Here is a 21,928-nt window from a genome sequence, read left to right as displayed (position 1 = left end):
GAAAGACGACGGCGACGGGCAGGTCTCCTGGCTTGCGGGTCAGCGCCGCTCGGCCGCCTTCTCGGGACCGAAATCCCAATGGCAATTGGCCGATGGCTCGCCGCGTACAGTTGCAGGGGCAGCCGGGGTTTTCCCGTTCCCTATTAATCCCCGTCGCCGGGGAACCTGTCGCTTGCCGCGGCCGTTAGCCGCATTTCGCGGCCGCGGTCAATCGTGCTGATAGGACAGGGGCTCAGAACAGGCCGGGCAATTCGCGCTGCGCCGCGCTTGGCCGCTCGGGCATCAGCATCTGCGGTGCGGACGGCGCCGCCGCGCTGCTCCGCCGTGCCGCCGCGCCAGCGCTCGCATCGGCGATCCGCGTCGTGCAGCTGCGGCCCGCCAGAAAATCGATCGCGGCGCGGATCGACGGTTCGCGCGGGTCGCCCAGCGGGAAGTTCGGGTCGTCGCCGGCGGCGCAGCTGTTCGTAATCTTCGACGCCAGCCCGTCATAATAATCGCTCTGGCCGGATGCATTGCCGGTGGCAAAGGCGACCACGCGCATCCGGTCGTCGCATTCGGCCTTGTCGAGCGCGATCTGGCCGACGGGTTTGCCATAGGTGTTGTTGCCGACCAGCGTCATGTTGGTGCCAAGATAAGGCAGCATCGAATTGATCACGAGTTCGCTCGCCGATGCGGTCGATCCGGTACCGATGAAGGCGATGCGCGTCGGCGCGATCGATTCGGGCTGGGCCGCGAAATAATGCACATCGTCATTGCCCGCCGCTTTCGACGGCCGGAACCGGGTTTGCGAGAATATCTCGCTCGAATTGCGGTTGCGGCCGAGCAGGTCGCCCATCAGTTCGGCGGTCGAAACCAGCCCGCCGCCATTGTAGCGGAAATCGATGACGATGTCGGTTACGCCCTGGTTGCGGAAATTCAGGAAGGCGGCGCGCAGCTGCGGGTTGGCCGACGAGATGAAGGTGCGCAGGTTGATATAGCCATAGTTGCGCCCACCCTCGGTGATGATCTTGGCGCCATAGCGGCCCGAGATCGGGTCGAGGTTGTAGTCGGCCTTTACGACCGTGAGGTCGCGCGGGGTACCGCTGGGGTCGGTGACCCTCAGCACGCGCGACACGCCGGGATCGTTCGGTCCCAGCGCATTGGTGATCCCGGCGGTGCCTTCGGACGCGACGATGTTCGCGATCGTGCGCAAATTGCCGCTGCTGGTTCCGATCGCGACGATCGCCCAGCCGCGATCGATCCCCGCGTTCAACGCCGGCGCGCCTTCATAGGCTTCGGCGACGATCACGCGCTGGTTGACCGCATCATAGGCCATGCGGATGCCGAATCCGGCGCTCGATCCGCTCGAAAAGAAGGCGTTCTCCTCGGCGATCGAGGTGATATAGGTGAAATAACGGTCTTTTCCGAGCGCGCGGGCGGGGGCGACCAGTGCGTCGATATAGGTTTCGACGTTGCTATAGCTTGCCGCGTTGACGCCGGTCGCGACGTCGGCGGGGAACAGATACCATTCGTCGATCACCCCTTTGGCAAAGACCTGCCGCGCCGAAAGGCCGCAACTGGCTGTCGGGGTCGGCGTGGGTGTCGGGGTGACGGTGACCGGGCCGCCTCCGCCGCTCGAACCGCCTCCGCCGCCGCACGACGCCAGCATCAGCGCGGCCAGCGTTACCGCCGTCACCGATTGTTTCGACCGACCCATCATCTTCTCCCCGGTTCTGCCTATCGACTATTCCGTATCGCCATCTCCACGCTCGCGGCGACCCTTGAAACCCTGCGCGATCACATAAAGCTCGGGCGATCCCTTGCGGCTCGCCGGTGGCTTGGCGTGCTTCACCGTCGTAAAATTCTGCTTGAGGACGGTCAGCAGCTCGCGGTCGGCGCCGCCGGCAAACACCTTGGCAACGAACGCGCCGCCGGGCTGCAAATTCTGCACCGCGAAGTCGGCGGCGGTTTCGGCGAGGCCGATGGTGCGGAGGTGATCGGTCTGCGGATGGCCTACGGTGTTCGCCGCCATGTCCGAAATGACGAGGTCGGGCGCGCTGCCCAGCGCCTCGATCAGCGCATCGGGGGCGGCGTCGTCCATGAAATCCATCTCGAGGATTTCGACGCCCTCGATCGGTTCGCAATGGAGCAGGTCGATCCCCGCGACGCGCGCGCGCGGGTTCGCCTTGCGCACCACCTGCGACCAGCCGCCCGGCGTGATGCCCAGGTCGACGACTGCGCGGGATTTTTTGAGGAAACCGAATTTCTCGTCGAGTTCGATCAGCTTGTACGCGGCGCGCGAGCGATAGCCTTCGGCCTGCGCGCGGCGCACATAGGGATCGTTCAATTGCCGCTGCAGCCAGCGCGTCGACGACACGCTGCGCTTGCGCGCGGTCTTGACCCGCACGTGCAGGCCGCCGCGACCCGAGCCGCCGCCCTTTCCGCCGGCCGCACTCATTTGCGATACTCGCGGCGGGTGACGGGAATGTCGCGGCCCTGCATCGCCAGCGTGCGCAATATGCCCTCGCGGATGCCGCGGTCGGCGACGCCGACGCGTACGGCGGGCCACAGGTCGATGATGCTTTCGAGGATCGCGCAGCCGGCGACGACCAGGTCGGCGCGTTCGCGGCCGATGCACGCGATTTCGGCGCGGTCGGCGATGCTGGCATCGGCCAGCCGGCGGCTGATGTCGCGCATTGCGTCGCACGGCACGACCAGCCCGTCGACCGCGCGGCGATCGTATCGCGGCAGGTCGAGGAAGACGCTGGCGAGCGTCGTCACGGTGCCGCTGGTGCCGAGCAGGCGGAGCGGCTGTCCGGCAAAACGTTCGGCGCGCGCGGCAAAGGCGGCAAAGGCGTCGCGCGTCACGTCGCGCATGTGCGTATAGGCGGCCTGCCGCCCGGCGAGGCTGTCTTCGGGCAGCGGCGCATGTTCGGTGAGCGAGACGACGCCCCACGGCACGCTGATCCAGTCGTGGATCTTCACGTCATGATCGGTAACGTCGACGTGCATCAGCTCGGTCGATCCGCCGCCGATGTCGAAGATCAGCGCCGGGCCTTCGCCGGGCTCCATCAGATTGTGGCAGCCGAGAACCGCAAGCTTCGCTTCTTCGGCTGCCGAGATGATGTCGAGCACGATGCCCGTCTCGCGCCGGACGCGTTCGGCGAGTTCGCGGCCGTTGCTGGCGCGGCGGCACGCTTCGGTCGCAACCGCGCGCGACAGCGACACATGGCGGCGGCGCAACTTGTCGGCGCAGATCGACAGCGCCGCGACGGTCCGGTCCATCGCCGCCTGGCTGATCTTGCCGGTGCCGTGCAGCCCTTCGCCAAGGCGCACGATACGCGAAAAGGCGTCGATGACGACCAGTTCGCCATTCTGCGGCCGTGCGATCAGCAGTCTGCAATTATTGGTGCCGAGATCGATCGCGGCATAGCTGCGCGGCCGGATGATCGGCATCGGGCGCGCGTCGCCGCCTGCCCTGTTTCGTCCTTTCGCCGCCGGCCCCGTCCTTGAATCCGGTCGCGGCGGTCGCCCTGATGGCGCTGCCATTTGCCGCATGGCTTGTATTACCTGTTCTGCTCACGCGTCCGCAAAACCGCGAACGTGCACTTGGGGGCGAGATTAGGCCTCCGGCGCGGTATTGGCAAGCGCCGCCTCCGGCACAAAGAACACCCCGCCCGGCGCAGGCCGGACGGGGCAAAAGGGGAGAGGAAATTATTGGGGGTCGGGACAGCCTCTTAACGGCAGCCGTCATTCCCCTTGTCGATCGCGCGGCCAGCGAGGGCACCGACGGCGCCGCCGATGATGGTGCCGACCGTACGGTCGCCACGACCGGCAATTTCGTGACCGGCAAGGCCGCCTGCGATCGCACCGATCACGGTACCGCCCGTGCCCTTGTCGCACTGGCGATAGCTGCGGCGGTCGCCACGATAGTAACGACGGTCGTTGCGGTAATCGCGGCGGTTGTCGCGGCGATAGTCGCGGCGGTCGTAGCGACGGTCATCGCGGTCATAGCCGCTGTAATAGCTCGAATAGCCGTCACGGTCGTAATAACCGTTCTGCGCTGCGGCGGGGGCCGCCATGCCCAGAGTCGCGGTGGACATCAGGGCGGCGATCGAGAGGGTCACCATCTTTTTCATCGTCGTTCTCCTTCTTTCGTCGTTGGGCCCTTCTGGGCGTTGTCGATGAAGCCCTTATGGGTGATTCGCATTGAGCGAAGCCTGAACATCATTGTTGGCTGGCGTTCAGCTTCGGGGCCCGAAATGCTTCCCTTTCATGGCGGGCGCCCTTAACCCACGGGCGATGCGCCGCCTGTTCTTCGCTGCCCTGATCTTCCTTGCCCTCGGTCCGGTGCCGGGGACCACGCTCCGCTTTCCCGAGCCCGACCTGACCCAGCGGGCGGCCGCACGCGTGCTGCTTTTCGCGCCGCAGGATGCGGGCATGCTGCGCTTCGTCCGCGGCTGGCGCCTCATCAGCCCGCACAGCCGTTTCGGCGGCTTTTCGGCGATCGCACGGACCGGGCCCGATGCGTTCCTGCTGGTCGGCGACAATGGCTATCGGACCCGGCTGCGGATCGACGCCGCCGGCCGCGTGTCCGATATGCGGATCGACGCGCTGCCGACCCCCGACGGGCGCCCGCCGCGCAAGACGATGGTCGATTCGGAGGCGCTTGCGCTCGATCCCGCTAGCGGCCGCGCATGGATCGCGCTCGAGGGGATCAACCAGATCTGGCGGCTCGACCCCGACCTTTCGACGATCGAGGCGCGCCGCAAGCTGCCCGGGCCGCGCTGGCCGGCGAATCGCGGCCCCGAAGCGATGGCGCGGCTCGCCGACGGGCGGACGGTCGTTTTTTCGGAGGACGCCGACGCCGATCCGCGCGGGCGTGCGGCGTTGCTCTTCACCGGCGATCCCGCCGAGCCGGGCGCGGAGCCGATTCGATTCTTCTACGCGTCGGACGGGCGCGGGCTGGTCAGCGACGCCGCGCCGCTTCCCGACGGGCGCATCCTGCTCATCCACCGGCGGCTGGGGTTCGATCCCGTGTTCACCACGATCATCGCGATCGTCGACCCCGCCGACATCGCCAAGGATGCCGTGGTTCGTGCGCGGACGATCGGCCGCGTCCCCGTGCCGCTCGCCGAAAACTACGAAGGCGCGGCGGTGTCGGTCGAGCAGGGGCGCACCTGGCTATGGATCGTCGCCGACAATAATTTCAACGTCTGGCAGCGCAGCCTGCTGCTGCAATTCGAACTCGTCGACCTGCCGCCGCGAAAGGCGCCGGACAGCAAAAAGGCCGCGCGGAAACCGGCGGCCTGATTGCGTTAGCGATTTGAAAGCGCTTAAGCGGCCTTTTCGGCCAGCTTCTTCGCGACTTCCTTCTTCACCTTGCGGGCGTTTGCCGACAGCTGGTCGTCGCCGGCCTTCAGCAGCCAATTGTCGAGGCCGCCATTATGTTCGACCGAACGCAGGCCGTGGGTCGACACGCGCAGCTTGACGCCCTTGCCGAGCGCGTCCGACAGCAACGTCACATTCTGCAGATTGGGCAGGAAGGTGCGCTTGGTCTTGTTGTTGGCGTGGCTGACATTGTGGCCAACCTGGCGGCCCTTGCCGGTCAGTTCGCAGATGCGCGACATCGTCTTCGTCCTCGTCAAAAAAATTTCGGATCGGCGTCCGGGCACTCCCCGCAAAACGGGCAGAACAGGACCGGAGTGAGCCGGGAAAGGCGCGCGCTTATCGGCTTGCCGGAGATTCGTCAAGCGAATAGGGCGCTTTTATGCCCTCGTTTCCGCTCCCCGAACCCATGCGCCGCGCGCTCGATCTTGCGCGTATCGCCGCCGAATGGGGCGAAGTGCCCGTCGGCGCGGTGATCGTCAAGGACGGGGCGATCATCGCCGAGGGCCACAACCGCCCGCGCGAATCGCACGATCCGACCGCGCATGCCGAAATCGTCGCGATTCGGGCGGCGGCGGCGAAGCTCGGCAACGAACGGCTCGACGGCTGCGACCTCTATGTGACGCTCGAACCCTGCGCGATGTGCGCCGGGGCGATCGCCCATGCGCGAATCGCACGCCTCTATTATGGCGCCGACGATCCCAAAGGTGGCGCGGTCGTCCACGGCCCGCGCATCTTCGCGCAGCCGACGATCCACCATCGGCCCGACGTCTATGACGGGATCGGCGAGAATGAAGCGGCGGCATTGTTGAGGGATTTTTTCGCCGCGCGGCGGTGACGACGGCGGTCCGTTTCGGGGTGGTGAGCGGACGTTGAGATTGTGAACTGATTTCCCTTCCCGCTTGCGGGAGGGGCAGCGAGGCTTGCGAGCTTGCTTGCTAGCCGCAGCGGGGTGGGCTGATCGCGGTGTTGCTGCCCACCCCCGACCCCTCCCGCAAGCGGGAGGGGAGAATGAGCGTCCGCAACCGGTCGTTACCTGTCGCTACTCCCTAAAACCTCATTCACCCACGCGGGCACCAGCGCCGTCGCCGGGCCGTGCCGCGCCTCGTCGAACCAGTAGCTGCCCTGGCTCGGCTCCATATTGAGTTCGAGCGTCCGTGCGCCCGACGCGCGTGCCTCGCGCACAAACCCCGCGGCGGGATAAACCGCGCCCGACGTCCCGATCGACACGAACAGGTCGGCGCGGTTCAGCGCGTGATAAATCTCCTCCATCCGGTACGGCATCTCGCCGAACCAGACGATGTCGGGCCGCAGATATCCGGCCATACCGCACGCGCTGCACGTCGGGCGGTCCAGCAGCGGCCCCGTCCAGGGCACGCGGTTGTCGCACGCGGTGCACCAGGCGTTCAGATGCTCGCCGTGCATATGGATCAGCCGCTTCGCCCCCGCGCGTTCGTGGAGATCGTCGACATTCTGCGTGACGATCAGCAATTCGCCCCGCCATTCGGCATCGAGCCGCGCGAGCGCCTCATGCGCGGCGTTCGGCGCCTTCGTCTGGATCGCTTCGCGGCGCATGTCGTAAAATCGCAGCACGAGATCGGGGTCGCGCGCAAAGGCTTCGGGCGTCGCGACATCCTCGACGCGATGCTGTTCCCACAGGCCGCCGCCGTCGCGAAACGTGTCGATGCCGCTTTCGGCGGACACGCCGGCGCCGGTCAGGATGACGATATTCTGGATCGAGGACATGTCTGCTCCGTTCGTCCTGAGCTTGTCGAAGGACCGCTCTTCCTCTTATGGCGTGATGGAACAAGGACGGCCCTTCGACAAGCTCGGGGCGAACGGGGATTTGCATCATGACCAGTATCGGCATCATCGGCAGCGAAGGGCGGATGGGCGTCGCGCTCGCCGCCGCGATCGCCCAGGCGGGACAACAGGGCGGCGGCGTCGATCGCGGCGGCAATGTGCTGAAACTCGCCAGCGAAAGCGACGTGCTCGTCGATTTCTCGTCGCCCGCGGCGCTCGAAGCGACGCTCGACGCGTGCGTGGCGGCGCAAAAGCCGATCGTGATCGGGACGACCGGGCTCGAGGAGCGCCATCATTACCTGATCGACGACGCCGCAAAGGATATTGCGGTGCTCCAGACGGGCAACACCTCGCTCGGCGTCACCCTGCTCGCGCATCTGGTGCGCGAGGCGGCGACGCGGCTCGACGCCGGCTGGGATATCGAGGTGGTCGAGATGCACCACCGGATGAAGGTCGATGCGCCGAGCGGCACCGCGCTGCTGCTCGGGCAGGCGGCCGCCGAAGGGCGCAGGATCAGTCTCGAAACGGGCGCCGAACGCGGCCGCGACGGCATGACCGGTGCGCGCGGACGCGGCAACATCGGCTTCGCGTCCTTGCGCGGCGGCACCGTCGCGGGCGACCATGACGTGATTTTCGCGGGCGACGAGGAAATGATCACCCTGTCGCACCGCGCCGAAAACCGCATGATCTTCGCGCGCGGCGCGGTGCGTGCGGCGCTGTGGCTGTTGAACCAGAAGCCCGACCGCTACACTATGCCGCAGGTGCTCGGGCTGAACTGACCGTCATGAAAAAGGCCGACATCTTCGAATTCTACCGCCGCCTCGCCGAGCTCAATCCGAGCCCAGAGACCGAGCTCGAGTTCGGCAACACCTATCAGTTGCTCGTCGCGGTCGTGCTGTCGGCGCAGGCGACCGACGTCGGGGTGAACAAGGCGACGCGGCTTCTTTTCCAGCAAGTGAAGACGCCGCAGCAGATGGCAGACCTCGGCGAAGAGGGGTTGAAGCAGCACATCAAGACGATCGGACTGTTCAACGCGAAGGCGAAAAACGTCATCGCGCTTTCCGAAATCCTAGTTCGCGATTTCGGCGGCGCGGTGCCCGCCGACCGCGACACGCTTGTCGAGCTGCCCGGCGTCGGGCGCAAGACCGCCAATGTCGTGATGAACTGCGCCTTCGGGGCGGAGACCTTCGCGGTCGACACGCATATCTTCCGCGTCGGCAACCGCACCGGCCTCGCGCCGGGCAAGACGGTGCTTGCGGTCGAAAAGAAGCTCGAGAAGGAAACGCCGGCGCCGTTCCGCGTCGGCGCTCACCACTGGCTGATCCTGCACGGCCGTTACATCTGCAAGGCGCGCACGCCTGAATGCTGGCGCTGCCCCGTCGACGACCTCTGCCGCTACAAGCCCAAGACCCCGGCGCCGAAAGCAAAAAAGGCGGCGTGACGTGAGGCGCGGCGTGGGATGGTGAGCCCGCCGCGCGGTCAGACCAGCGACTTCAGCCGGTCGATCCCCGTCGCCTCGCGAACGATGCGCGCCGCGAGCGCACTTCCGTTCGCGGCATTGGTGAAGATGACGATCGCACGCCCGTTCCGGGCGTCGCCGACCCCCAGCGTCTTGAAGATCCCGTAGTTGCTGCCGCTGTGCTGGAACAGTGGACCCACAGGGGATTGTTCGATTTCCCAGCCCGGCGAGCGCGCGATGTCGCGGCCGCGCACGTCGATCCGGGGGGTGAGCATCGCCTGCCGCGCCGCCTCGCCGATCTCCCACGCCGCGCGGTCGCGCCGGTCCATCATCAACGCCATGAACTTCGCATAGTCGGACGCGGTCGTCAGCAGCCCGCCCGCCGAATTGACCAGCAGGTCGCGCGTCGACGGCGGCGTGGCGGGATCGGTCTCGCGCATCGCCGCGACGCTGTCCTCGAAGGTCCAGGATGCGATCGGCTTGCGCCGCCGCGATGCGACCGGCAGCAATCGGTCGCCCCATTCGCGCGTGGGCTGGCGCGGAAGCGCGCGCTCGCCTTCGGGCGGTTCGGAATGACCGAAGACGAGTGACCGCGCGATCGCTTCGTCCCAGCCGAAGCTGCTGCGCGCCATGCCGGCCGGGCCGAACAGCTTGGCCTGCATCACGCTGCCGAGGCCCGCTCCCATGATCGTCTCGACCACCAGCTGGAGCCAGATGAAGGCCTCGCCCGAATAGCTGTAGCGCGATCCCGGCGCGCTGCTCGTGACGAGCGGTGCGGAGACCCAGTTGGGCAGGCCGGTCGAATGTTCGAGGACATGCCGGGCGGTGATGCGCGCGAGATTCGGATCGTCGCCCAAATTCGCCGGGCGCCGATAGGCAATAAGCGGCGTGTCGAGATCGAGGCGCTTCTCGTCGGCCAGCCGCATCGCGACATAGGCGAAGGCCGGCTTGGTCATCGACGCCGCTTCGAACAATGTATCCTCGCCCACCGGATCGCAGGTCAGGATGTTCTTGACGCCGAAGCTGCCGCTCCACGCCGGCGTCCCGCGATCGACGACCGCAATCGCGACGCCGGGCACCCCGGCGATCCGCATCAGGCGCGGAAGCGCTTCGATCAGGTCATCGGGCGGGATCCAGCTCGGCTTGCCGTTCGCGTCCGGGGCAGATGCTTGCGCGCGGGCGGGCATCGCGCTGCCGGCGATCAGCGCCGCGAATCCGCCCATCAGGGTCCGTCGCCCGGGCATCGTCATCGGGTTCCCCTTCCCATCGGTCGTCCGGCCTTCGCCGGGCGGGTTCGGCTATCGGGCTGTTGCTAGCCAACGGAATCGCCGCTGCAAAGGGGCCTTCCGCATGGCGGAGCCGTCGCGCGCGCGCTTCATCGATATGGAAAACCGCCGCGCCCGGGCCGTTCGCAGCGCTCGATCCCGGTCCCGCGATTTTGGCGCTTGCCGTCCGTATACGATACGGCTTACGCATCGCCCCATGCGCACACCCATCGCCCCGCTCACCCTCGCCGCCGCCCTGCTGGCTGCCGCGCCCGCCCACGCCAAGCCCGCCGATACCGACGCGGCGAAAAAGATCCTCAAGGACAGTATCGCGATCCCGACCGTGATGGGGCGCGGCAAGGTGCCCGAGCTGGCGGCCTATTATGCGAGCGTGCTCAAGGCCGCGGGCTATGGCGATGCCGATATCGAGATCACCCCGATGGGCGAGACCGCGACCTTCGCCGCGACGCTGCACGGCACGACAAAGCAAAAGCCGATCGTGCTGCTCGGCCATATGGATGTCGTCGAGGCCGATCCGAAGGACTGGACGCGCGATCCCTTCGTGCCGGTCGAGGAGAATGGCTATATTTTCGGCCGGGGGTCGGAGGATAACAAGTTCGACGTGTCGATGATGGTTGCGACGATGGCGCAATTGAAGAAGGACGGTTTCAAGCCGAAGCGTTCGATCATCCTCTTGCTATCGGGCGACGAGGAAACGCAGATGGCGACGACACGCGCGCTCGCGGCGAAATATAAGGGCGCCGAATTTGCATTGAACGGCGACGGCGGCGGCGGGACGATCGGCGAGGACGGCAAGCCCAAATATTACGGGCTGCAGGCGGGCGAAAAAACCTATGCCGACTTCACGCTCGAAGTGACCAATCCCGGCGGCCACAGCTCGCGCCCGTCGGACACCAATGCGATCGTCCAGCTGTCGAACGCGCTCGCCAAGGTCGGCGCCTATCGCTTCACGCCGCAGCAGAACGAGCTGACCAAGGTCGGCATGCCGATCGTCGCCGATCAGGTCGGCGGCGATATCGGTGCGGCTTTGAAGGCGTTCGCCGCCAACCCGGCCGATGCGAAAGCCATCGCGGCGATCCGCGCCGACCCCGAATATATCGGCCAGATCGGTACCACCTGCGTGCCCACCATGACCAAGGGCGGCCATGCCGAAAATGCGCTGCCCCAGCGCGCGACCGCGAACATCAACTGCCGCATCTTCCCCGGCGTGCCCGTCGAAACGGTGCGCGCCGAGCTCGAAAAGGTGATCGGCGATCCCGCGGTCAAGGTGAACACCGATCCCGACGCGAGCGCCAGCGACGCTTCGCCGCTGCGCCCCGACGTGGTCGCGGCGGTGACGAAGGCGGTGCATGCGCGCGCACCCGGCCTGCCGATCATCCCGTCGATGAGCGCGGGGGCGACCGACAGCTATCATTTCCGCATCCAGGGCGTGCCGAGCTATGGCGTCGCGGGCCTCTTCTCGAAGGCGAGCGACAGCTATGCGCACGGTCTCAACGAGCGCGTCCCCGTCGACGCGATCGCGCCCGCGCTGGCGCATTGGGACAGCCTGCTGCGCGACCTGTCGAAATAGGAAGCGGCGTTACGCCGACAATCCGAACTCCGGCGCCGCGCGCAACCGCGCGGCGTCGCGGAGCGGGGGCAGGCCGAAGGTGCGGCTGTAATCGCGGTTGAACTGCGACGGGCTTTCATAGCCGACGTGGAAACCCGCGCTCGCCGCGTCCATCGCGTCCGATACCATCAGTCGCCGCGCCTCGAGCAGGCGCAGCCGGGTGCGATATTGCAACGGGCTGAAGCGCGTGACGCTCTTGAAATGCTCATGGAAGGACGACGGGCTCATCCCCGCCAGCCCCGCCAGATGATCGACGCTGAAAGTGCCGGCATAATGGTCCTTGATCCACGCCACCGCGCGGCTGATCTGGTGCAATCGCGTGTCGGCGGTCGCGATATGGCGCAGCATCGCGCCCTGCGGTCCGGTTAGCAGCCGGTACAATATCTCGCGTTCGACGAGCGGCGCCAGCGCGGGGATATCGTCCGGCGTGTCGAGCAGGCGCAGCAGGCGGAGGGCGGCGTCGAGCAAGCCGGGGTCGGTGTCGCCGACCGCGATCGACGGGGCATGGTCGCTGCGCGGCACGCGCGCATCGTGCGCGAGCAGCAATTCGCTCAGCACCGCGACGTCGAGGTCGAGCTTCAGGCACAGGTAAGGATCGTCGGCGCTGGCGTCGACCACCATGCCGCTCACCGGCAGGTCGACCGACACCACCAGAAACTGCGCGCTGTCATAGATGAAACTCGCATCGCCCAGCAGCACCCGCTTGCGGCCGCTGATCGCGAGGCACAGCGAGGGCTCGTACACGACGGGCATCGGGTCGCTTGGCTCGGAGCTACGGACAAGCGACACGCGTGGCAGCGCGCAGGGATGGATCCCGTCGGTCGGCCGGTGCCGGAGAAACAATGACTGCATTTCTTGTAGTATCGTCATGGCGTTGGTCTTGCAGCCCTGCCGCGCTCGGACAAGCGGAAAGCGCTTCTCTCGGAGGATCGTACAATCATTGCGGAGGCCCGTTCTACCGCTTGGCGCCCGCACAGCTCCAAAAGCGGGTCAACGGACGGCACAGGGCCGCCCGGCTTTGATGGAGACGATCATGACCACCACCACCGACAAAGTCATCCTGATCACCGGCGCGAGCAGCGGCATCGGCGCCGCGACGGCGCGCGAACTCGCCGCCACCGGCGCGAAGCTGCTCCTCGGCGCCCGCCGCACCGACCGGCTCGAAGCCCTTGCCGCCGAAATCGTTGCCGCGGGCGGTACCGCCGAATTTCGCGCGCTCGACGTCACCAGCCGCGCCGATATGCAGGCGTTCGTCGATCATGCCGTCCAGCGCTTCGGCCGCGTCGATGTGCTGGTCAACAACGCCGGTATCATGCCGCTGTCGCCGCTCGCTGCGCTCGAAACGGCCAATTGGGATGCGATGATCGATGTCAATATCCGCGGCGTCCTCAACGGCATCGCGGCCGCGCTTCCGGGCTTCACCGCGCAGGGCTCGGGCCATTTCGTCAACGTCGCCTCGCTCGGCGCGCATTATGTCGTGCCGACCGGCGCGGTCTATTGCGCGACCAAATTCGCGGTCTGGGCGATTACCGACGGCATCCGGCAGGAGCATAGCGACGTTCGCGCGACGATCATCTCGCCCGGCGTTGTCGAGTCCGAACTCGGTCACGACATCACCGACCCCGATAGCGCCGCCGCCATGGCCGAGTTCCGCAGCATCGCGATCACGCCCGACGCGATCGCCCGCGCGATCCGTTTCGCGGTCGAGCAGCCCGACGACGTCGATGTCAGCGAAATCATCGTGCGCCCGGCGAAAGGCAGTTTCTGACGGTTTCGCTCCCTTCCCCGCGCCCCGGGGAAGGGAGCGAAAGCCCGTTGCCGCCGGCCCTTTTGCGAATCGTTCGCATTTGGTAAGGCGGCGCGGGGAGATGGACATGCAGATAATGCTGCGCCGTGCGGCGGTCAGGATGGTGACGGGACTGACACATATGGTGCGTTGGGCCAGCGGCCGTCGCGGCTTGCCGTCGCAGCCCTTGTTCCACAGCTTCGGTCTCTATCGCGGCATCTATATCGGCGGGATCGCGATGAAGGAGAGCACGGGGTGGGAAATGCGCCCCGACGGCGATGAGGTCCTCACGCTCCTCTCCGGCCAGTTCGACGTCATCCTCGAGGAGGGCGGCACCGAACGAACGATCTCGCTGATGCCCGGACAGGTGGCAGTCGTCCCGCAGGGCGTGTGGCACCGCATGGTCATCAACACGCCCGGCGAGCTGCTTTTCCTGACCCTAGGCGATACCACCGAGCATCGGCCGCTCTAGGCTGGCAGCAGCGCCTCGATCGCGCGCTCGACCATCGCCACCGCGGCTTCGGCGCCGAAGCTTTGGGCGTCGAGCGACAGTTCGAGCCACAGCCCGTCGACCATCGCGGTCAGCATGATCGCCAGCCGTTCGGCGTCGGTCGCGCCGCACGCGACCAGCAATTCGCAAAGCCGGGCGCGATAGCCCGCGTAACTTGTCGCATGGATTGCCGCCATGCGCGCGTCGCTGCGGGCAAGCGCCCAGAAGGCGGTCCAGGCGCCGAGCAGTTCGGGATCGGTGACCGGCGGGCGGAAGCTGGCGGTGAGATAGGCGGTCAGCCGCGCGCGCGGATCGGGGCCTGCGCCCGCAACCGAACTCGCGAAGGTCGCGTCCATGCGGTCGCTCGTCGCTTCGTAGGTCGCGGCGACCAGATCGTCGATGCCGCCGAAATAGTGACGCAGCAGCCCCGGCGACACCCCCGCCTTCGCGCAGATCGCGCGAACGTTTGTTCCTGCCAATCCCTGCTCGGCGAGCACCGCCGCCGTCGCCTCGATCAGGTCCGCCCGGCGGGCGTCGGCGCTTTCGCGCGTAAAGGCTTGGCGAGCGGCGGTCATCTTGTTATACGTTCGTACAACAAGGAAGAAGCCATGGCAACTGCACCCCTTCGCGATTCGCATATCGATCCTCTTGATGGCTGGTCGCTGCCCGCCTGGACGTACAGCGATCCCGATTTCTACGCGGCGGAAATGGACCGGATTTTCCGCCCGAGCTGGCAGGTCGTCTGCCACGACAGCGACATCCCGAACGTCGGCGACTGGCACAGCATCGACTATTGCGGCGAAAGCGTGATCCTCGTGCGCGGCACCGACCGCAATGTGCGTGCCTTCACCAATGTCTGCCGCCATCGCGGGTCGCGTCTTGTCGACGGCGCCGTGGGCTGCGCGAAGAAGCTCGTCTGCCCCTATCACGCCTGGACCTATGAACTCGACGGCCGGCTGACCGGCGTACCCGATAGCGCGAGCTATCCGACGCTCGACAAGGGCAAGGCCGGGCTCGTTCCCGTCGGGCTCGAACAATGGCGCGGTTTCTGGTTCGTGCGGCTCGAGGATGACGGCGGCCCGTCGGTCGCCTCGATGATGGCGCCCTATGAGGCGCAGGTCGCCCCCTATCGCTTCGAGGAACTCGGCGCGCTCGGCCGCGTGACGCTCCGCCCGCGCGAGGTGAACTGGAAGAATGTCGGCGACAATTATTCCGACGGCCTCCACATCCCCGTCGCGCACCCCGGCCTCACGCGGCTGTTCGGCAAAAGCTATGGTGTCGAGGCGGAGGATAATGTCGACCGCATGTGGGGCGACCTCATCGACCGGCCATCGGTCAACTGGTCCGAACGCATGTATCAGCGGCTGCTGCCGCCGGTGCCGCATCTGCCGCAGGCGAACCAGCGCCACTGGCTCTATTTCAAGCTGTGGCCCAATGTCGCCTTCGACATCTATCCCGATCAGGTCGATTTCATGCAGTGGCTGCCGACCGGCCCGACGACGTGCCTGATCCGCGAAATCTCCTACGTCCTTCCCGACGAGCGCCGCGAGATGAAGGCTGCGCGCTACCTCAACTGGCGCATCAACCGTCAGGTCAATGCCGAGGACACCGAACTGATCACGCGCGTCCAGCAGGGGATGCAGTCGAAAAGTTTCACCATGGGGCCGCTCAGCGACAAGGAAGTCTGCCTCAAGCATTTCTGTTCGCGGATGCGCGACCTGATCCCCGAGGCGCGGCTGGAGCGGGCGCCGAAGGCGGGATGGAGCCGCGCTTGAACGAAAGCACGCCCGTGGTGATCGTCGGTGGTGGCCCCGCCGGTATGGTCGCGGGCCTGCTCTTTGCGCGCGCCGGCATTCGTGTCACGATCCTCGAAAAGCACGCCGATTTCCTCCGCGATTTCCGCGGCGACACGGTGCATCCCTCGACGCTCGAACTGTTCAACGAGATCGGCTTGCTCGAAGAATTGCTGAAAGAGCCGCACGCCGCGATCGACACGATGACGCTCAACCTGCTGGGCGAACAATATACGATCGCGACGATGAAGCATCTGCCCGTCGCGGCGCGCTTCGTCGCGATGATGCCGCAATGGGATCTGCTCGATTTCATCGCGGGGCAGGGCAGGCGCTACCCGACCTTCGACCTGCGCATGTCGACCGAAGCGACCGGGCTGACCTATGACGCCGCGGGGCGCGTCAGCGGGGTGACGCTCGCGAGCGGCGAGACCTTGGCTGCGCGGCTCGTCATCGCCGCCGACGGACGGCGTTCGTTGCTCCGCGACGCCGCCGAACTGCCGCTCGAAGACCTTGGTGCGCCGATGGACGTGCTGTGGTTCCGTATCCCCGTGCCCGCGGGCATGGACATGTCCGAGGTCGCGCTCGGCACGATCGACAAGGGCGGCATGGTCGTCGCCATCCCGCGCGGCGATTATTGGCAATGCGCGCAGATCATCGAAAAGGGCGGCTTTGCGCCGGTCGAGGCGCAGGGGATCGCGGCCTTTCGGAACAAGGTCGTCGAGATCGCGCCGGGCCTCGCCGCCGGGATCGACGCGATCGAGAGCTTCGACGATGTGAAATTGCTCTCGGTCGCGCTCGACCGGTTGACGCGCTGGTCGCGCCCCGGCCTGCTCGCGATCGGCGATGCGGCGCACGCGATGTCGCCCGTCGGCGGCGTCGGGATCAATCTTGCGGTGCAGGATGCGGTCGCGGCCGCGAACATTCTCGCCGCCCCGCTCGCTGCGGGCGCCGATCCCGACCCGTTGCTGGTCAAGGTGCAGGAGCGCCGGTGGAAACCGACGACGCGCATGCAGGCGATCCAGCGTTTCGCGCACCGGCGCGTCATCGAACCGATGCTGCTGGGACAGATCACGCGCGTGCCGCTCGCGGTGCGCCTGCTCGATTCGATGCCGCTGCTGCGCCGCATCCCCGGCCGTATCCTCGGCCTCGGCTTCGGCCGCCAGCATGTCCAATCCCCGCTTGCGAAAGAGTTTTCATGACCAAAGCCTATGACGCCCTGATTATCGGCGCCGGCCACAACGGCCTCGTCTGTGCCTTCTATCTCGCCAAGGCGGGGCTGAAGGTCCGCATCGTCGAGGCGCGCGACGTCGTCGGCGGCGCTGCGGTGACCGAGGAATTTGCGCCGGGCTTTCGCAATTCGGTCGCGAGTTACACGGTCAGCCTGCTCCAGCCGAAGGTCATCGCCGACATGAAGCTCGCCGATCACGGCTATCGCGTGATCGAGCGCCCGATCAGCAATTTCCTGCCGCAGGAGGATGGCGGCTATCTGAAGCTCGGCGGCGGGCTCGAACGCACGCAGGCCGAGTTTCGCAAATTCTCGAACCACGACGCCGATGTGCTGCCGCACTATTATGATGCGCTCGAAAATGTCGCCGAACTGCTCCGCGACCTCGCGCTCCGCGTCCCGCCGAACGTCGGCGAGGGGATGCGTACCTTGCTCGACGGCGCGCGGCAGGGGCGGCGCTTCGCCACCCTCAGCCTCGAACAGCAGCGCGACGTGCTCGACCTCTTCACCAAATCGGCGCGCACGATGCTCGACAGCTGGTTCGAGAGCGAGGCGGTCAAGGCCGCCTTCGGCTTCGACGCCGTGGTCGGCAATTACGCCAGCCCCGACACGCCGGGCAGCGCCTATGTCCTCCTCCACCACGTCTTCGGCGAGGTGAACGGCAAGAAGGGCGCGTGGGGTCACAGCGTCGGCGGGATGGGCAAGATCACCGAGATCATGGCGAAGGTCTGCCGCGACATGGGCGTCGAGATCAGCCTCGAAAGCCCCGTTGCCAAGGTGCTCGTCGACGGCGGCAAGGCGGTCGGCGTCAAGCTCGCCGGCGGCGAGGAAATCGCGGCGGCGCGCGTGATCGCCAATGTCGGGCCGAAACTGCTCTACGAACGGATGATGGACGCGAGCGACCTGCCCGCAGGCTACGAGCGCCGGATCAAGGGTTTCAAGGCGGGCAGCGGCACCTTCCGCATGAATGTCGCATTGAGCGAGCTCCCCAAATTCACCTGCCTTCCGGAACCCGGCGAGCATCACCAGTCGGGGATCATCCTCGCGCCGACGCTCGACTATATGGACCGCGCCTTCCTCGACGCGAAACAGCATGGCTGGTCGAAGGCGCCGATCGTCGAGATGCTCATTCCCTCGACCGTCGACGACAGCCTCGCGCCTCCGGGACAACATGTCGCGAGCCTGTTTTGCCAGCAATTCGCGCCCGAACTGCCGGACGGACGCGATTGGGACAAGGAGGAAGAAGCGGCCGCCGATGCGATCATCGACACGGTCGAAAAACATGCGCCGGGCTTCCGCGCCAGCATCGTCGCCCAGACGCGCCTGTCGCCCAAGGGCCTCGAACGCAAGTTCGGGCTTGTCGGCGGCGACATCATGCACGGCAATATGAGCCTCGACCAGCTCTGGGCCGCGCGCCCGGTGCTCGGCAACGGCGGCTATCGCGGGGCGATCAAGGGCCTCTATATCTGCGGCGCGGGCACGCACCCCGGCGGCGGCGTCACCGGCGCGCCGGGGCACAATGCCGCGCAGGTGATCCTGCGCGACCGGGGCCTATTCGCGCCGCGCTGGCGCTAAGGCGGGCGCCGACCCGAAGCCGATCGCCTGCGGCATCGCCGGGCGCGCCGCCTGCTCGCGCCGCAGCCGTTCGACCAGCATCGCGTCGTCCTGCGCTTCGAGAAACCGCAGCTGGCGCGCGACGACGGCAAAGTCGCCGAGCGTCAGCCCGCCGACCCGGTCGAGCAGGACGGGAGCCTCGCGCCCGAAGAAATGGCCGAACGCGCGCCGCGCGCGCGCCGCGTCGAGCGGGCGCATCTCGACCTTGAAGACGAAACGCCGCGCCGATGCAGGGTCGAGCTTCGCCGCATGGTTCGTGGCCGCGGCAAAGGGCAGGGGATGCTCCTCCATCCAGGTCAGCAGTTCGTTGACCTGACTGACCTCCCAGCTTGCCAATGCGCCCTGCCGGTCGGCGAGCAGCGAATCGACCTCATCGAAGAAGAGCATTGCCCCCTGCCGCTTCGCCTCGGCAAAGGCGCCTGCGATCCGCTTCTCGGTCTCGCCGACCCATTTCGACATGAGGTCCGACGCGCGCTTCACATGGAGCGGCCGCCCCAGCCGCCGCGCCAGCGCCTGCACCGCCTCGGTCTTGCCGGTCCCCGGCGGCCCGGTGAGCAGCAGCGAAAAATCGGCAGGTGCCCCCGCACGCGTTATCTGTGCGAACAGCGCCGGCAGGTCGGCGTCGGCGGTGAGCAGGCTTTCGTCGAAGGCGCGCGGTGCGTGCGGTTCGATGTCGTGCCCGTGCATCGCGCCGAGCACCGACCCCGCAAAGCGGCTCGCGCTCGCCGGGTCGCCGGCCAGCCCCGCCGCGCGCGCGGCGACGCGGAACAGCGACGCCGCCTCGGGCGCGCGCGCCGCCAGTGCCTGCAGCGCGGGGTCGACCGCGACCGCCTCTTCGGCGCTCACCCGCTCCAGCATCGCCGGACTGTGCGCGGCGCCGGGGAAATCCATGCGGATCGACAGGCTGAACCGGCGCAGGATCGCGGGATCGACATCGACGATCGCGTTGGACGTCCAGATGACGGGCACGACATTTTCCTCGAGCAGGCGGTTGACGAACAGCTTCGACCCCGACCGGTTGCGGATACGGCCGTCCTGTTCGACCTGCGCGTTGCCGAGCAAATCCTCCATCTCGTCGAACAGCAACAGGGCCCGCCCGCGCTTTTCCAGCGTGCGCAGCGCCAGCCGCAAGGCGGCAACGCGGTCGAACCGGCTCGGCTCGTCGCCGTCGCTGTCAGCCTCGCCGACCGCGTGCAGCGGCTCGCCGAGCGCGGCGGCGAGCGTCCGCGCGAGTTCGGTCTTGCCCGTCCCCGGCGGCCCGTGGATCAGGATGTTGATCCCGCGCGCGCCGCCGTCCAGCGCCCCGCGCAGCAGCGCGAGCGCGAGGTCGGCTTCGCGGCGCTGCGCGGGAAAGTCGGCGAGCGCATGGCGCGCGGCCTGCCGCCGGCCGAGCAGGCCGTCGATCAGGCTTTCATGCTGCCCGGATTTGGCATCGAGCAGGCGCTCGAACGACCAGCAGAGGCCGAACTCGACCTTGCCCTCCTTGCTCGTCCAGCGCCCGACGAGGTCGAGCCGGACCACTTCGGCGGTGCGGATGGCATGTGGAGCCAGCTTCGTCAGCATTCCGACCAAGGCTTCCATGTCGAGCGCCTCGGTATCGGCGAGTTTGGCGAGGCTGCGCGTCAGCGGCCCGCGTTCCATCGCGGTGACGAGCAGCAGCAGCGCACGCTCTTCGGCGGCGAGGTCGAGCGCGTCGGCCAGCCGGTTCGCCTGCAACAGGCTTTCATCTTCGCGCGCATCAGGCGCCGGGGTCGGATCCCCGAGCAGCGCCGCGCGCGCGATCGTCTTGTCGTCGAACCCGAGCGCGGCGCTTCGCGCGCGGGCCCAGCCGAGCAAAGCCCGGCCGGTCTTGGTCTTGCCCGGATGATCCGTGGCGATGGCGCGAGCGATCGCGCGCGCCCAATGGCTGTCGTGCAACATAATACCTGCCTGCGGCCGGCGGGCGCAGGACGCCCGGCGGCAGAAGTAATGATGGGCGGGTTGGAAATTGCGGCAGCGCCCGGGCGCACCGCGTCAGGAAGAACGCGCTACGACAGCGGGCGGATGCCGCAGGGTTTCAAACCCTGGATGTTCCGGCGGTCCGACACGTCACGTCTCCGAAAAAAGCCCGATCCCGGGCAAGTGGAAGGCGGCCGATAGGCCATTTTGTGCCATTTCGCAAGGCGTCAGGCAGCAACCGTGCGGCGTTGCCGCATCAACAGGTAGATCGGCAGCCCCGCCGCGGTCATCAGCAGGCTCCACAGGCTCGCCTCGAGCCCCGCGCCATAGAAGGCCCAGCAGCTGTAGACGAAGCCGATAATCGTTGCCGCCGCGAAGGCGCGCGAGACCTTGATCGTGCCCTGCCGTTCGAGGATCAGCGCCGACGCCGCGCCGACGATATAGAGGATGATCGCGGTCGAGGTCGTCACCTTGACCATGAAGGCGAACAGGTCGGCGAGCCCGCGCGAATAATTGGCATAGACGATCATGCTGGCGAGCCCGCTCGACACGAGCTGGGTGATCCACGGCGACGCGAATTTATTGTCGTGCGCAAAGGCGGCGGGCAGCAGGCGGCGGTGCGCAAGGTCGCGCGGGATGTCGCCCTGCAGCAGCACGAAGCCGTTGAGCGCGCCGAGCGCCGCGATCGCCGCGAACAGCGCGACGATGTCGCCGGCCGCCGGGCTGACGAGGCGGCCGAAGAAGGTCGCATAGGCGGCGTTCGACTGGTGCAGGACGTCGAGCGGCACCATCAGCGTCACCGTCGTGCACGACAAGAGGTAGAGCAGGCCGACCGCGGCGGCGGCGATCACGGTCGCGCGCGGGACGGTGCGTTCGGGGTCCTTGACGCGGTCGCTGACGACGCAGGCGCTTTCGAAGCCGAGCAGCGCGAACAGGGTCAGCGTCGCGGCCGAGCTGACCCCCGACAGGCTGACCGGCTCGGTCCCCGCCATCGTCGGCGGCGGCGCGGCGCCGCTGCCGAGTGCCCAGACGCCGACGATCACCGCGCCGATCACAGGAATCAGCTTGAGCCCGAGGGTCAGGAGCTGGGCGCCGCCGGCACGGCGAACGCCGAACAGGTTGACGAGGGTGAAGAACCAGATGCAGCCGATCGCGATCCACGCCGGCGCTGCCCCCTGTTCGCCGAGCCATGGCATCAGGATCGACATGTTGCTGATCGCCGCGACCGCGAGCGTTGCGACCACCGTCCAGCAACTGATCCAGTAACTCCACGCGACGATGAAGCCCGTACCGGGGCCGAAGGCCGCGGCGCCGTATGTGAAGGCCGCACAGCCTTCGGGCAGCCGCTTCGCCAGCCGCGCGAAGACGACGGCAAGGCACAGGGTTCCCGCGATCGACACGCCCCAGCCGATGACGGCATTCCAGCCAAGCGGGGCAAGGTCGCGCGGGAGAAGGAACACCCCCGACCCGATCATATTGCCCATGCCGAGTGCGACGCACATCAAAAGGCCGAGCTTTTGGCCCGGCCTTTCGCTGCTGGTTGTCAAATCGGTCACCC

21 protein-coding genes and 1 riboswitch are annotated in these 21,928 nt (G+C 67.2%); of the genes, 10 read left to right on the top strand and 11 right to left on the bottom strand.

The genetic code is table 11. The annotated features are described in order from the left end of the window. Positions 1–184: riboswitch (cobalamin riboswitch) on the bottom strand. A 48-nt stretch (positions 185–232) separates the two neighbouring features. From VGU00_RS04920 to VGU00_RS04905, 4 genes are all read right to left on the bottom strand, one after another. After that, complete coding sequence (locus tag VGU00_RS04920) at positions 233–1,699, bottom strand: S41 family peptidase (protein ID WP_327466096.1); 1,467 nt, start codon at positions 1,697–1,699, stop codon at positions 233–235. Positions 1,700–1,723: 24 nt separating this feature from the next. Then, positions 1,724–2,437 carry an RlmE family RNA methyltransferase gene (locus tag VGU00_RS04915; RefSeq protein ID WP_327466094.1) on the bottom strand — a complete coding sequence of 238 codons (714 nt, stop codon included), beginning with the start codon at positions 2,435–2,437 and terminating at the stop codon, positions 1,724–1,726. Then, on the bottom strand, positions 2,434–3,537 hold the full coding sequence (locus tag VGU00_RS04910) for a Ppx/GppA family phosphatase (protein ID WP_414713502.1): 1,104 nt from the start codon (positions 3,535–3,537) through the stop codon (positions 2,434–2,436). The genes VGU00_RS04915 and VGU00_RS04910 overlap by 4 nt, the downstream gene beginning before the upstream one ends. A 179-nt stretch (positions 3,538–3,716) precedes the next feature. Then, positions 3,717–4,118 carry a glycine zipper 2TM domain-containing protein gene (locus tag VGU00_RS04905; RefSeq protein WP_327466088.1) on the bottom strand — a complete coding sequence of 134 codons (402 nt, stop codon included), beginning with the start codon at positions 4,116–4,118 and terminating at the stop codon, positions 3,717–3,719. A 136-nt stretch (positions 4,119–4,254) separates the two neighbouring features. Between VGU00_RS04905 and VGU00_RS04900 the strand changes: the two genes are divergently transcribed. Beyond that, positions 4,255–5,292: an esterase-like activity of phytase family protein gene (locus VGU00_RS04900; RefSeq protein ID WP_327466086.1), complete on the top strand. Its 1,038-nt coding sequence runs from the start codon at positions 4,255–4,257 to the stop codon at positions 5,290–5,292. A 23-nt stretch (positions 5,293–5,315) separates the two neighbouring features. On the opposite strand, the gene rpmB is transcribed toward VGU00_RS04900, so the two are convergent. Further along, on the bottom strand, positions 5,316–5,609 hold the full coding sequence (gene rpmB / locus VGU00_RS04895; RefSeq protein WP_058802198.1) for a 50S ribosomal protein L28: 294 nt from the start codon (positions 5,607–5,609) through the stop codon (positions 5,316–5,318). Positions 5,610–5,749: 140 nt separating this feature from the next. On the opposite strand from rpmB, the gene tadA reads away from it, so the two are divergent. Next, positions 5,750–6,205, top strand: a complete 456-nt coding sequence (gene tadA, locus VGU00_RS04890; protein WP_327466083.1) for a tRNA adenosine(34) deaminase TadA — start codon at positions 5,750–5,752, stop codon at positions 6,203–6,205. Between the two features lie 194 nt (positions 6,206–6,399). Here the strand turns inward: tadA and VGU00_RS04885 are convergent, their stop codons facing one another. Further along, positions 6,400–7,113: an NAD-dependent deacylase gene (locus VGU00_RS04885; protein WP_327466081.1), complete on the bottom strand. Its 714-nt coding sequence runs from the start codon at positions 7,111–7,113 to the stop codon at positions 6,400–6,402. 107 nt (positions 7,114–7,220) lie between these two features. On the opposite strand from VGU00_RS04885, the gene dapB reads away from it, so the two are divergent. Beyond that, the gene (gene dapB, locus VGU00_RS04880; protein ID WP_327466076.1) at positions 7,221–7,949 is read left to right on the top strand and encodes a 4-hydroxy-tetrahydrodipicolinate reductase; all 729 of its coding nucleotides are present in this window, start codon (positions 7,221–7,223) and stop codon (positions 7,947–7,949) included. 5 nt (positions 7,950–7,954) lie between these two features. After that, positions 7,955–8,611 (top strand): endonuclease III, encoded by a 657-nt coding sequence (gene nth, locus VGU00_RS04875; RefSeq protein WP_327466074.1) that lies wholly within the window; start codon positions 7,955–7,957, stop codon positions 8,609–8,611. Between the two features lie 38 nt (positions 8,612–8,649). Here nth and VGU00_RS04870 read toward each other — a convergent pair whose 3' ends face one another. Next, positions 8,650–9,879: a serine hydrolase domain-containing protein gene (locus VGU00_RS04870; RefSeq protein ID WP_327466072.1), complete on the bottom strand. Its 1,230-nt coding sequence runs from the start codon at positions 9,877–9,879 to the stop codon at positions 8,650–8,652. 232 nt (positions 9,880–10,111) lie between these two features. Here VGU00_RS04870 and VGU00_RS04865 point away from each other — a divergent pair, with 232 nt between their 5' ends. Next, positions 10,112–11,485, top strand: a complete 1,374-nt coding sequence (locus tag VGU00_RS04865; protein WP_327466070.1) for a M20/M25/M40 family metallo-hydrolase — start codon at positions 10,112–10,114, stop codon at positions 11,483–11,485. A gap of 9 nt (positions 11,486–11,494) precedes the next feature. On the opposite strand, the gene VGU00_RS04860 is transcribed toward VGU00_RS04865, so the two are convergent. Next, positions 11,495–12,376, bottom strand: a complete 882-nt coding sequence (locus VGU00_RS04860; protein WP_327466068.1) for an AraC family transcriptional regulator — start codon at positions 12,374–12,376, stop codon at positions 11,495–11,497. 181 nt (positions 12,377–12,557) lie between these two features. Between VGU00_RS04860 and VGU00_RS04855 the strand changes: the two genes are divergently transcribed. Beyond that, positions 12,558–13,292 (top strand): SDR family oxidoreductase, encoded by a 735-nt coding sequence (locus tag VGU00_RS04855; protein ID WP_327466066.1) that lies wholly within the window; start codon positions 12,558–12,560, stop codon positions 13,290–13,292. A gap of 106 nt (positions 13,293–13,398) precedes the next feature. Continuing rightward, complete coding sequence (locus VGU00_RS04850) at positions 13,399–13,782, top strand: cupin domain-containing protein (protein ID WP_327466064.1); 384 nt, start codon at positions 13,399–13,401, stop codon at positions 13,780–13,782. Here the strand turns inward: VGU00_RS04850 and VGU00_RS04845 are convergent. Further along, positions 13,779–14,375 (bottom strand): TetR family transcriptional regulator C-terminal domain-containing protein, encoded by a 597-nt coding sequence (locus VGU00_RS04845; RefSeq protein WP_327466062.1) that lies wholly within the window; start codon positions 14,373–14,375, stop codon positions 13,779–13,781. The genes VGU00_RS04850 and VGU00_RS04845 overlap by 4 nt on opposite strands. Positions 14,376–14,408: 33 nt before the next feature. Between VGU00_RS04845 and VGU00_RS04840 the strand changes: the two genes are divergently transcribed. Genes VGU00_RS04840 through VGU00_RS04830 form a run of 3 tightly spaced genes read left to right on the top strand, consistent with a single transcriptional unit; the run spans position 14,409 to position 18,393 of the window. Then, positions 14,409–15,575, top strand: a complete 1,167-nt coding sequence (locus VGU00_RS04840; protein WP_327466060.1) for an aromatic ring-hydroxylating dioxygenase subunit alpha — start codon at positions 14,409–14,411, stop codon at positions 15,573–15,575. Next, entirely contained in the window at positions 15,572–16,792 is a 1,221-nt protein-coding gene (locus VGU00_RS04835) for an FAD-dependent oxidoreductase (protein WP_327466058.1), read from the top strand. Before VGU00_RS04840 ends, VGU00_RS04835 begins: the two co-directional genes overlap by 4 nt. Continuing rightward, entirely contained in the window at positions 16,789–18,393 is a 1,605-nt protein-coding gene (locus VGU00_RS04830; RefSeq protein ID WP_327466056.1) for an NAD(P)/FAD-dependent oxidoreductase, read from the top strand. Before VGU00_RS04835 ends, VGU00_RS04830 begins: the two co-directional genes overlap by 4 nt. Here the strand turns inward: VGU00_RS04830 and VGU00_RS04825 are convergent. Further along, positions 18,370–20,352 (bottom strand): ATP-binding protein, encoded by a 1,983-nt coding sequence (locus VGU00_RS04825; protein WP_327466054.1) that lies wholly within the window; start codon positions 20,350–20,352, stop codon positions 18,370–18,372. The two genes, VGU00_RS04830 and VGU00_RS04825, sit on opposite strands and share 24 nt — an antisense overlap. A gap of 245 nt (positions 20,353–20,597) precedes the next feature. Next, positions 20,598–21,926, bottom strand: coding sequence for an APC family permease (locus VGU00_RS04820; RefSeq protein WP_327466052.1), 1,329 nt, complete (start codon positions 21,924–21,926; stop codon positions 20,598–20,600). Between the last annotated feature and the right edge of the window lie 2 nt (positions 21,927–21,928).

The organism is Sphingopyxis sp. (assembly GCF_035944815.1).
In the GTDB taxonomy this organism is placed as follows: domain Bacteria; phylum Pseudomonadota; class Alphaproteobacteria; order Sphingomonadales; family Sphingomonadaceae; genus Sphingopyxis.
Note: the sequence above shows the minus strand (reverse complement) of the source record. Positions and strands in the feature narration are given on the sequence as shown.

Bases quoted from the DNA above. Each gene is read 5' to 3' on its own strand.
- VGU00_RS04920 (WP_327466096.1), bottom strand. From the start codon at position 1,699: ATGATGGGTCGGTCGAAACAATCGGTGACGGCGGTAACGCTGGCCGCG.
- VGU00_RS04915 (WP_327466094.1), bottom strand. From the start codon at position 2,437: ATGAGTGCGGCCGGCGGAAAGGGCGGCGGCTCGGGTCGCGGCGGCCTG.
- VGU00_RS04910 (WP_414713502.1), bottom strand. From the start codon at position 3,537: ATGCGGCAAATGGCAGCGCCATCAGGGCGACCGCCGCGACCGGATTCA.
- VGU00_RS04905 (WP_327466088.1), bottom strand. From the start codon at position 4,118: ATGAAAAAGATGGTGACCCTCTCGATCGCCGCCCTGATGTCCACCGCG.
- VGU00_RS04900 (WP_327466086.1), top strand. From the start codon at position 4,255: ATGGCGGGCGCCCTTAACCCACGGGCGATGCGCCGCCTGTTCTTCGCT.
- rpmB (WP_058802198.1), bottom strand. From the start codon at position 5,609: ATGTCGCGCATCTGCGAACTGACCGGCAAGGGCCGCCAGGTTGGCCAC.
- tadA (WP_327466083.1), top strand. From the start codon at position 5,750: ATGCCCTCGTTTCCGCTCCCCGAACCCATGCGCCGCGCGCTCGATCTT.
- VGU00_RS04885 (WP_327466081.1), bottom strand. From the start codon at position 7,113: ATGTCCTCGATCCAGAATATCGTCATCCTGACCGGCGCCGGCGTGTCC.
- dapB (WP_327466076.1), top strand. From the start codon at position 7,221: ATGACCAGTATCGGCATCATCGGCAGCGAAGGGCGGATGGGCGTCGCG.
- nth (WP_327466074.1), top strand. From the start codon at position 7,955: ATGAAAAAGGCCGACATCTTCGAATTCTACCGCCGCCTCGCCGAGCTC.
- VGU00_RS04870 (WP_327466072.1), bottom strand. From the start codon at position 9,879: ATGACGATGCCCGGGCGACGGACCCTGATGGGCGGATTCGCGGCGCTG.
- VGU00_RS04865 (WP_327466070.1), top strand. From the start codon at position 10,112: ATGCGCACACCCATCGCCCCGCTCACCCTCGCCGCCGCCCTGCTGGCT.
- VGU00_RS04860 (WP_327466068.1), bottom strand. From the start codon at position 12,376: ATGCAGTCATTGTTTCTCCGGCACCGGCCGACCGACGGGATCCATCCC.
- VGU00_RS04855 (WP_327466066.1), top strand. From the start codon at position 12,558: ATGACCACCACCACCGACAAAGTCATCCTGATCACCGGCGCGAGCAGC.
- VGU00_RS04850 (WP_327466064.1), top strand. From the start codon at position 13,399: ATGCAGATAATGCTGCGCCGTGCGGCGGTCAGGATGGTGACGGGACTG.
- VGU00_RS04845 (WP_327466062.1), bottom strand. From the start codon at position 14,375: ATGACCGCCGCTCGCCAAGCCTTTACGCGCGAAAGCGCCGACGCCCGC.
- VGU00_RS04840 (WP_327466060.1), top strand. From the start codon at position 14,409: ATGGCAACTGCACCCCTTCGCGATTCGCATATCGATCCTCTTGATGGC.
- VGU00_RS04830 (WP_327466056.1), top strand. From the start codon at position 16,789: ATGACCAAAGCCTATGACGCCCTGATTATCGGCGCCGGCCACAACGGC.
- VGU00_RS04825 (WP_327466054.1), bottom strand. From the start codon at position 20,352: ATGTTGCACGACAGCCATTGGGCGCGCGCGATCGCTCGCGCCATCGCC.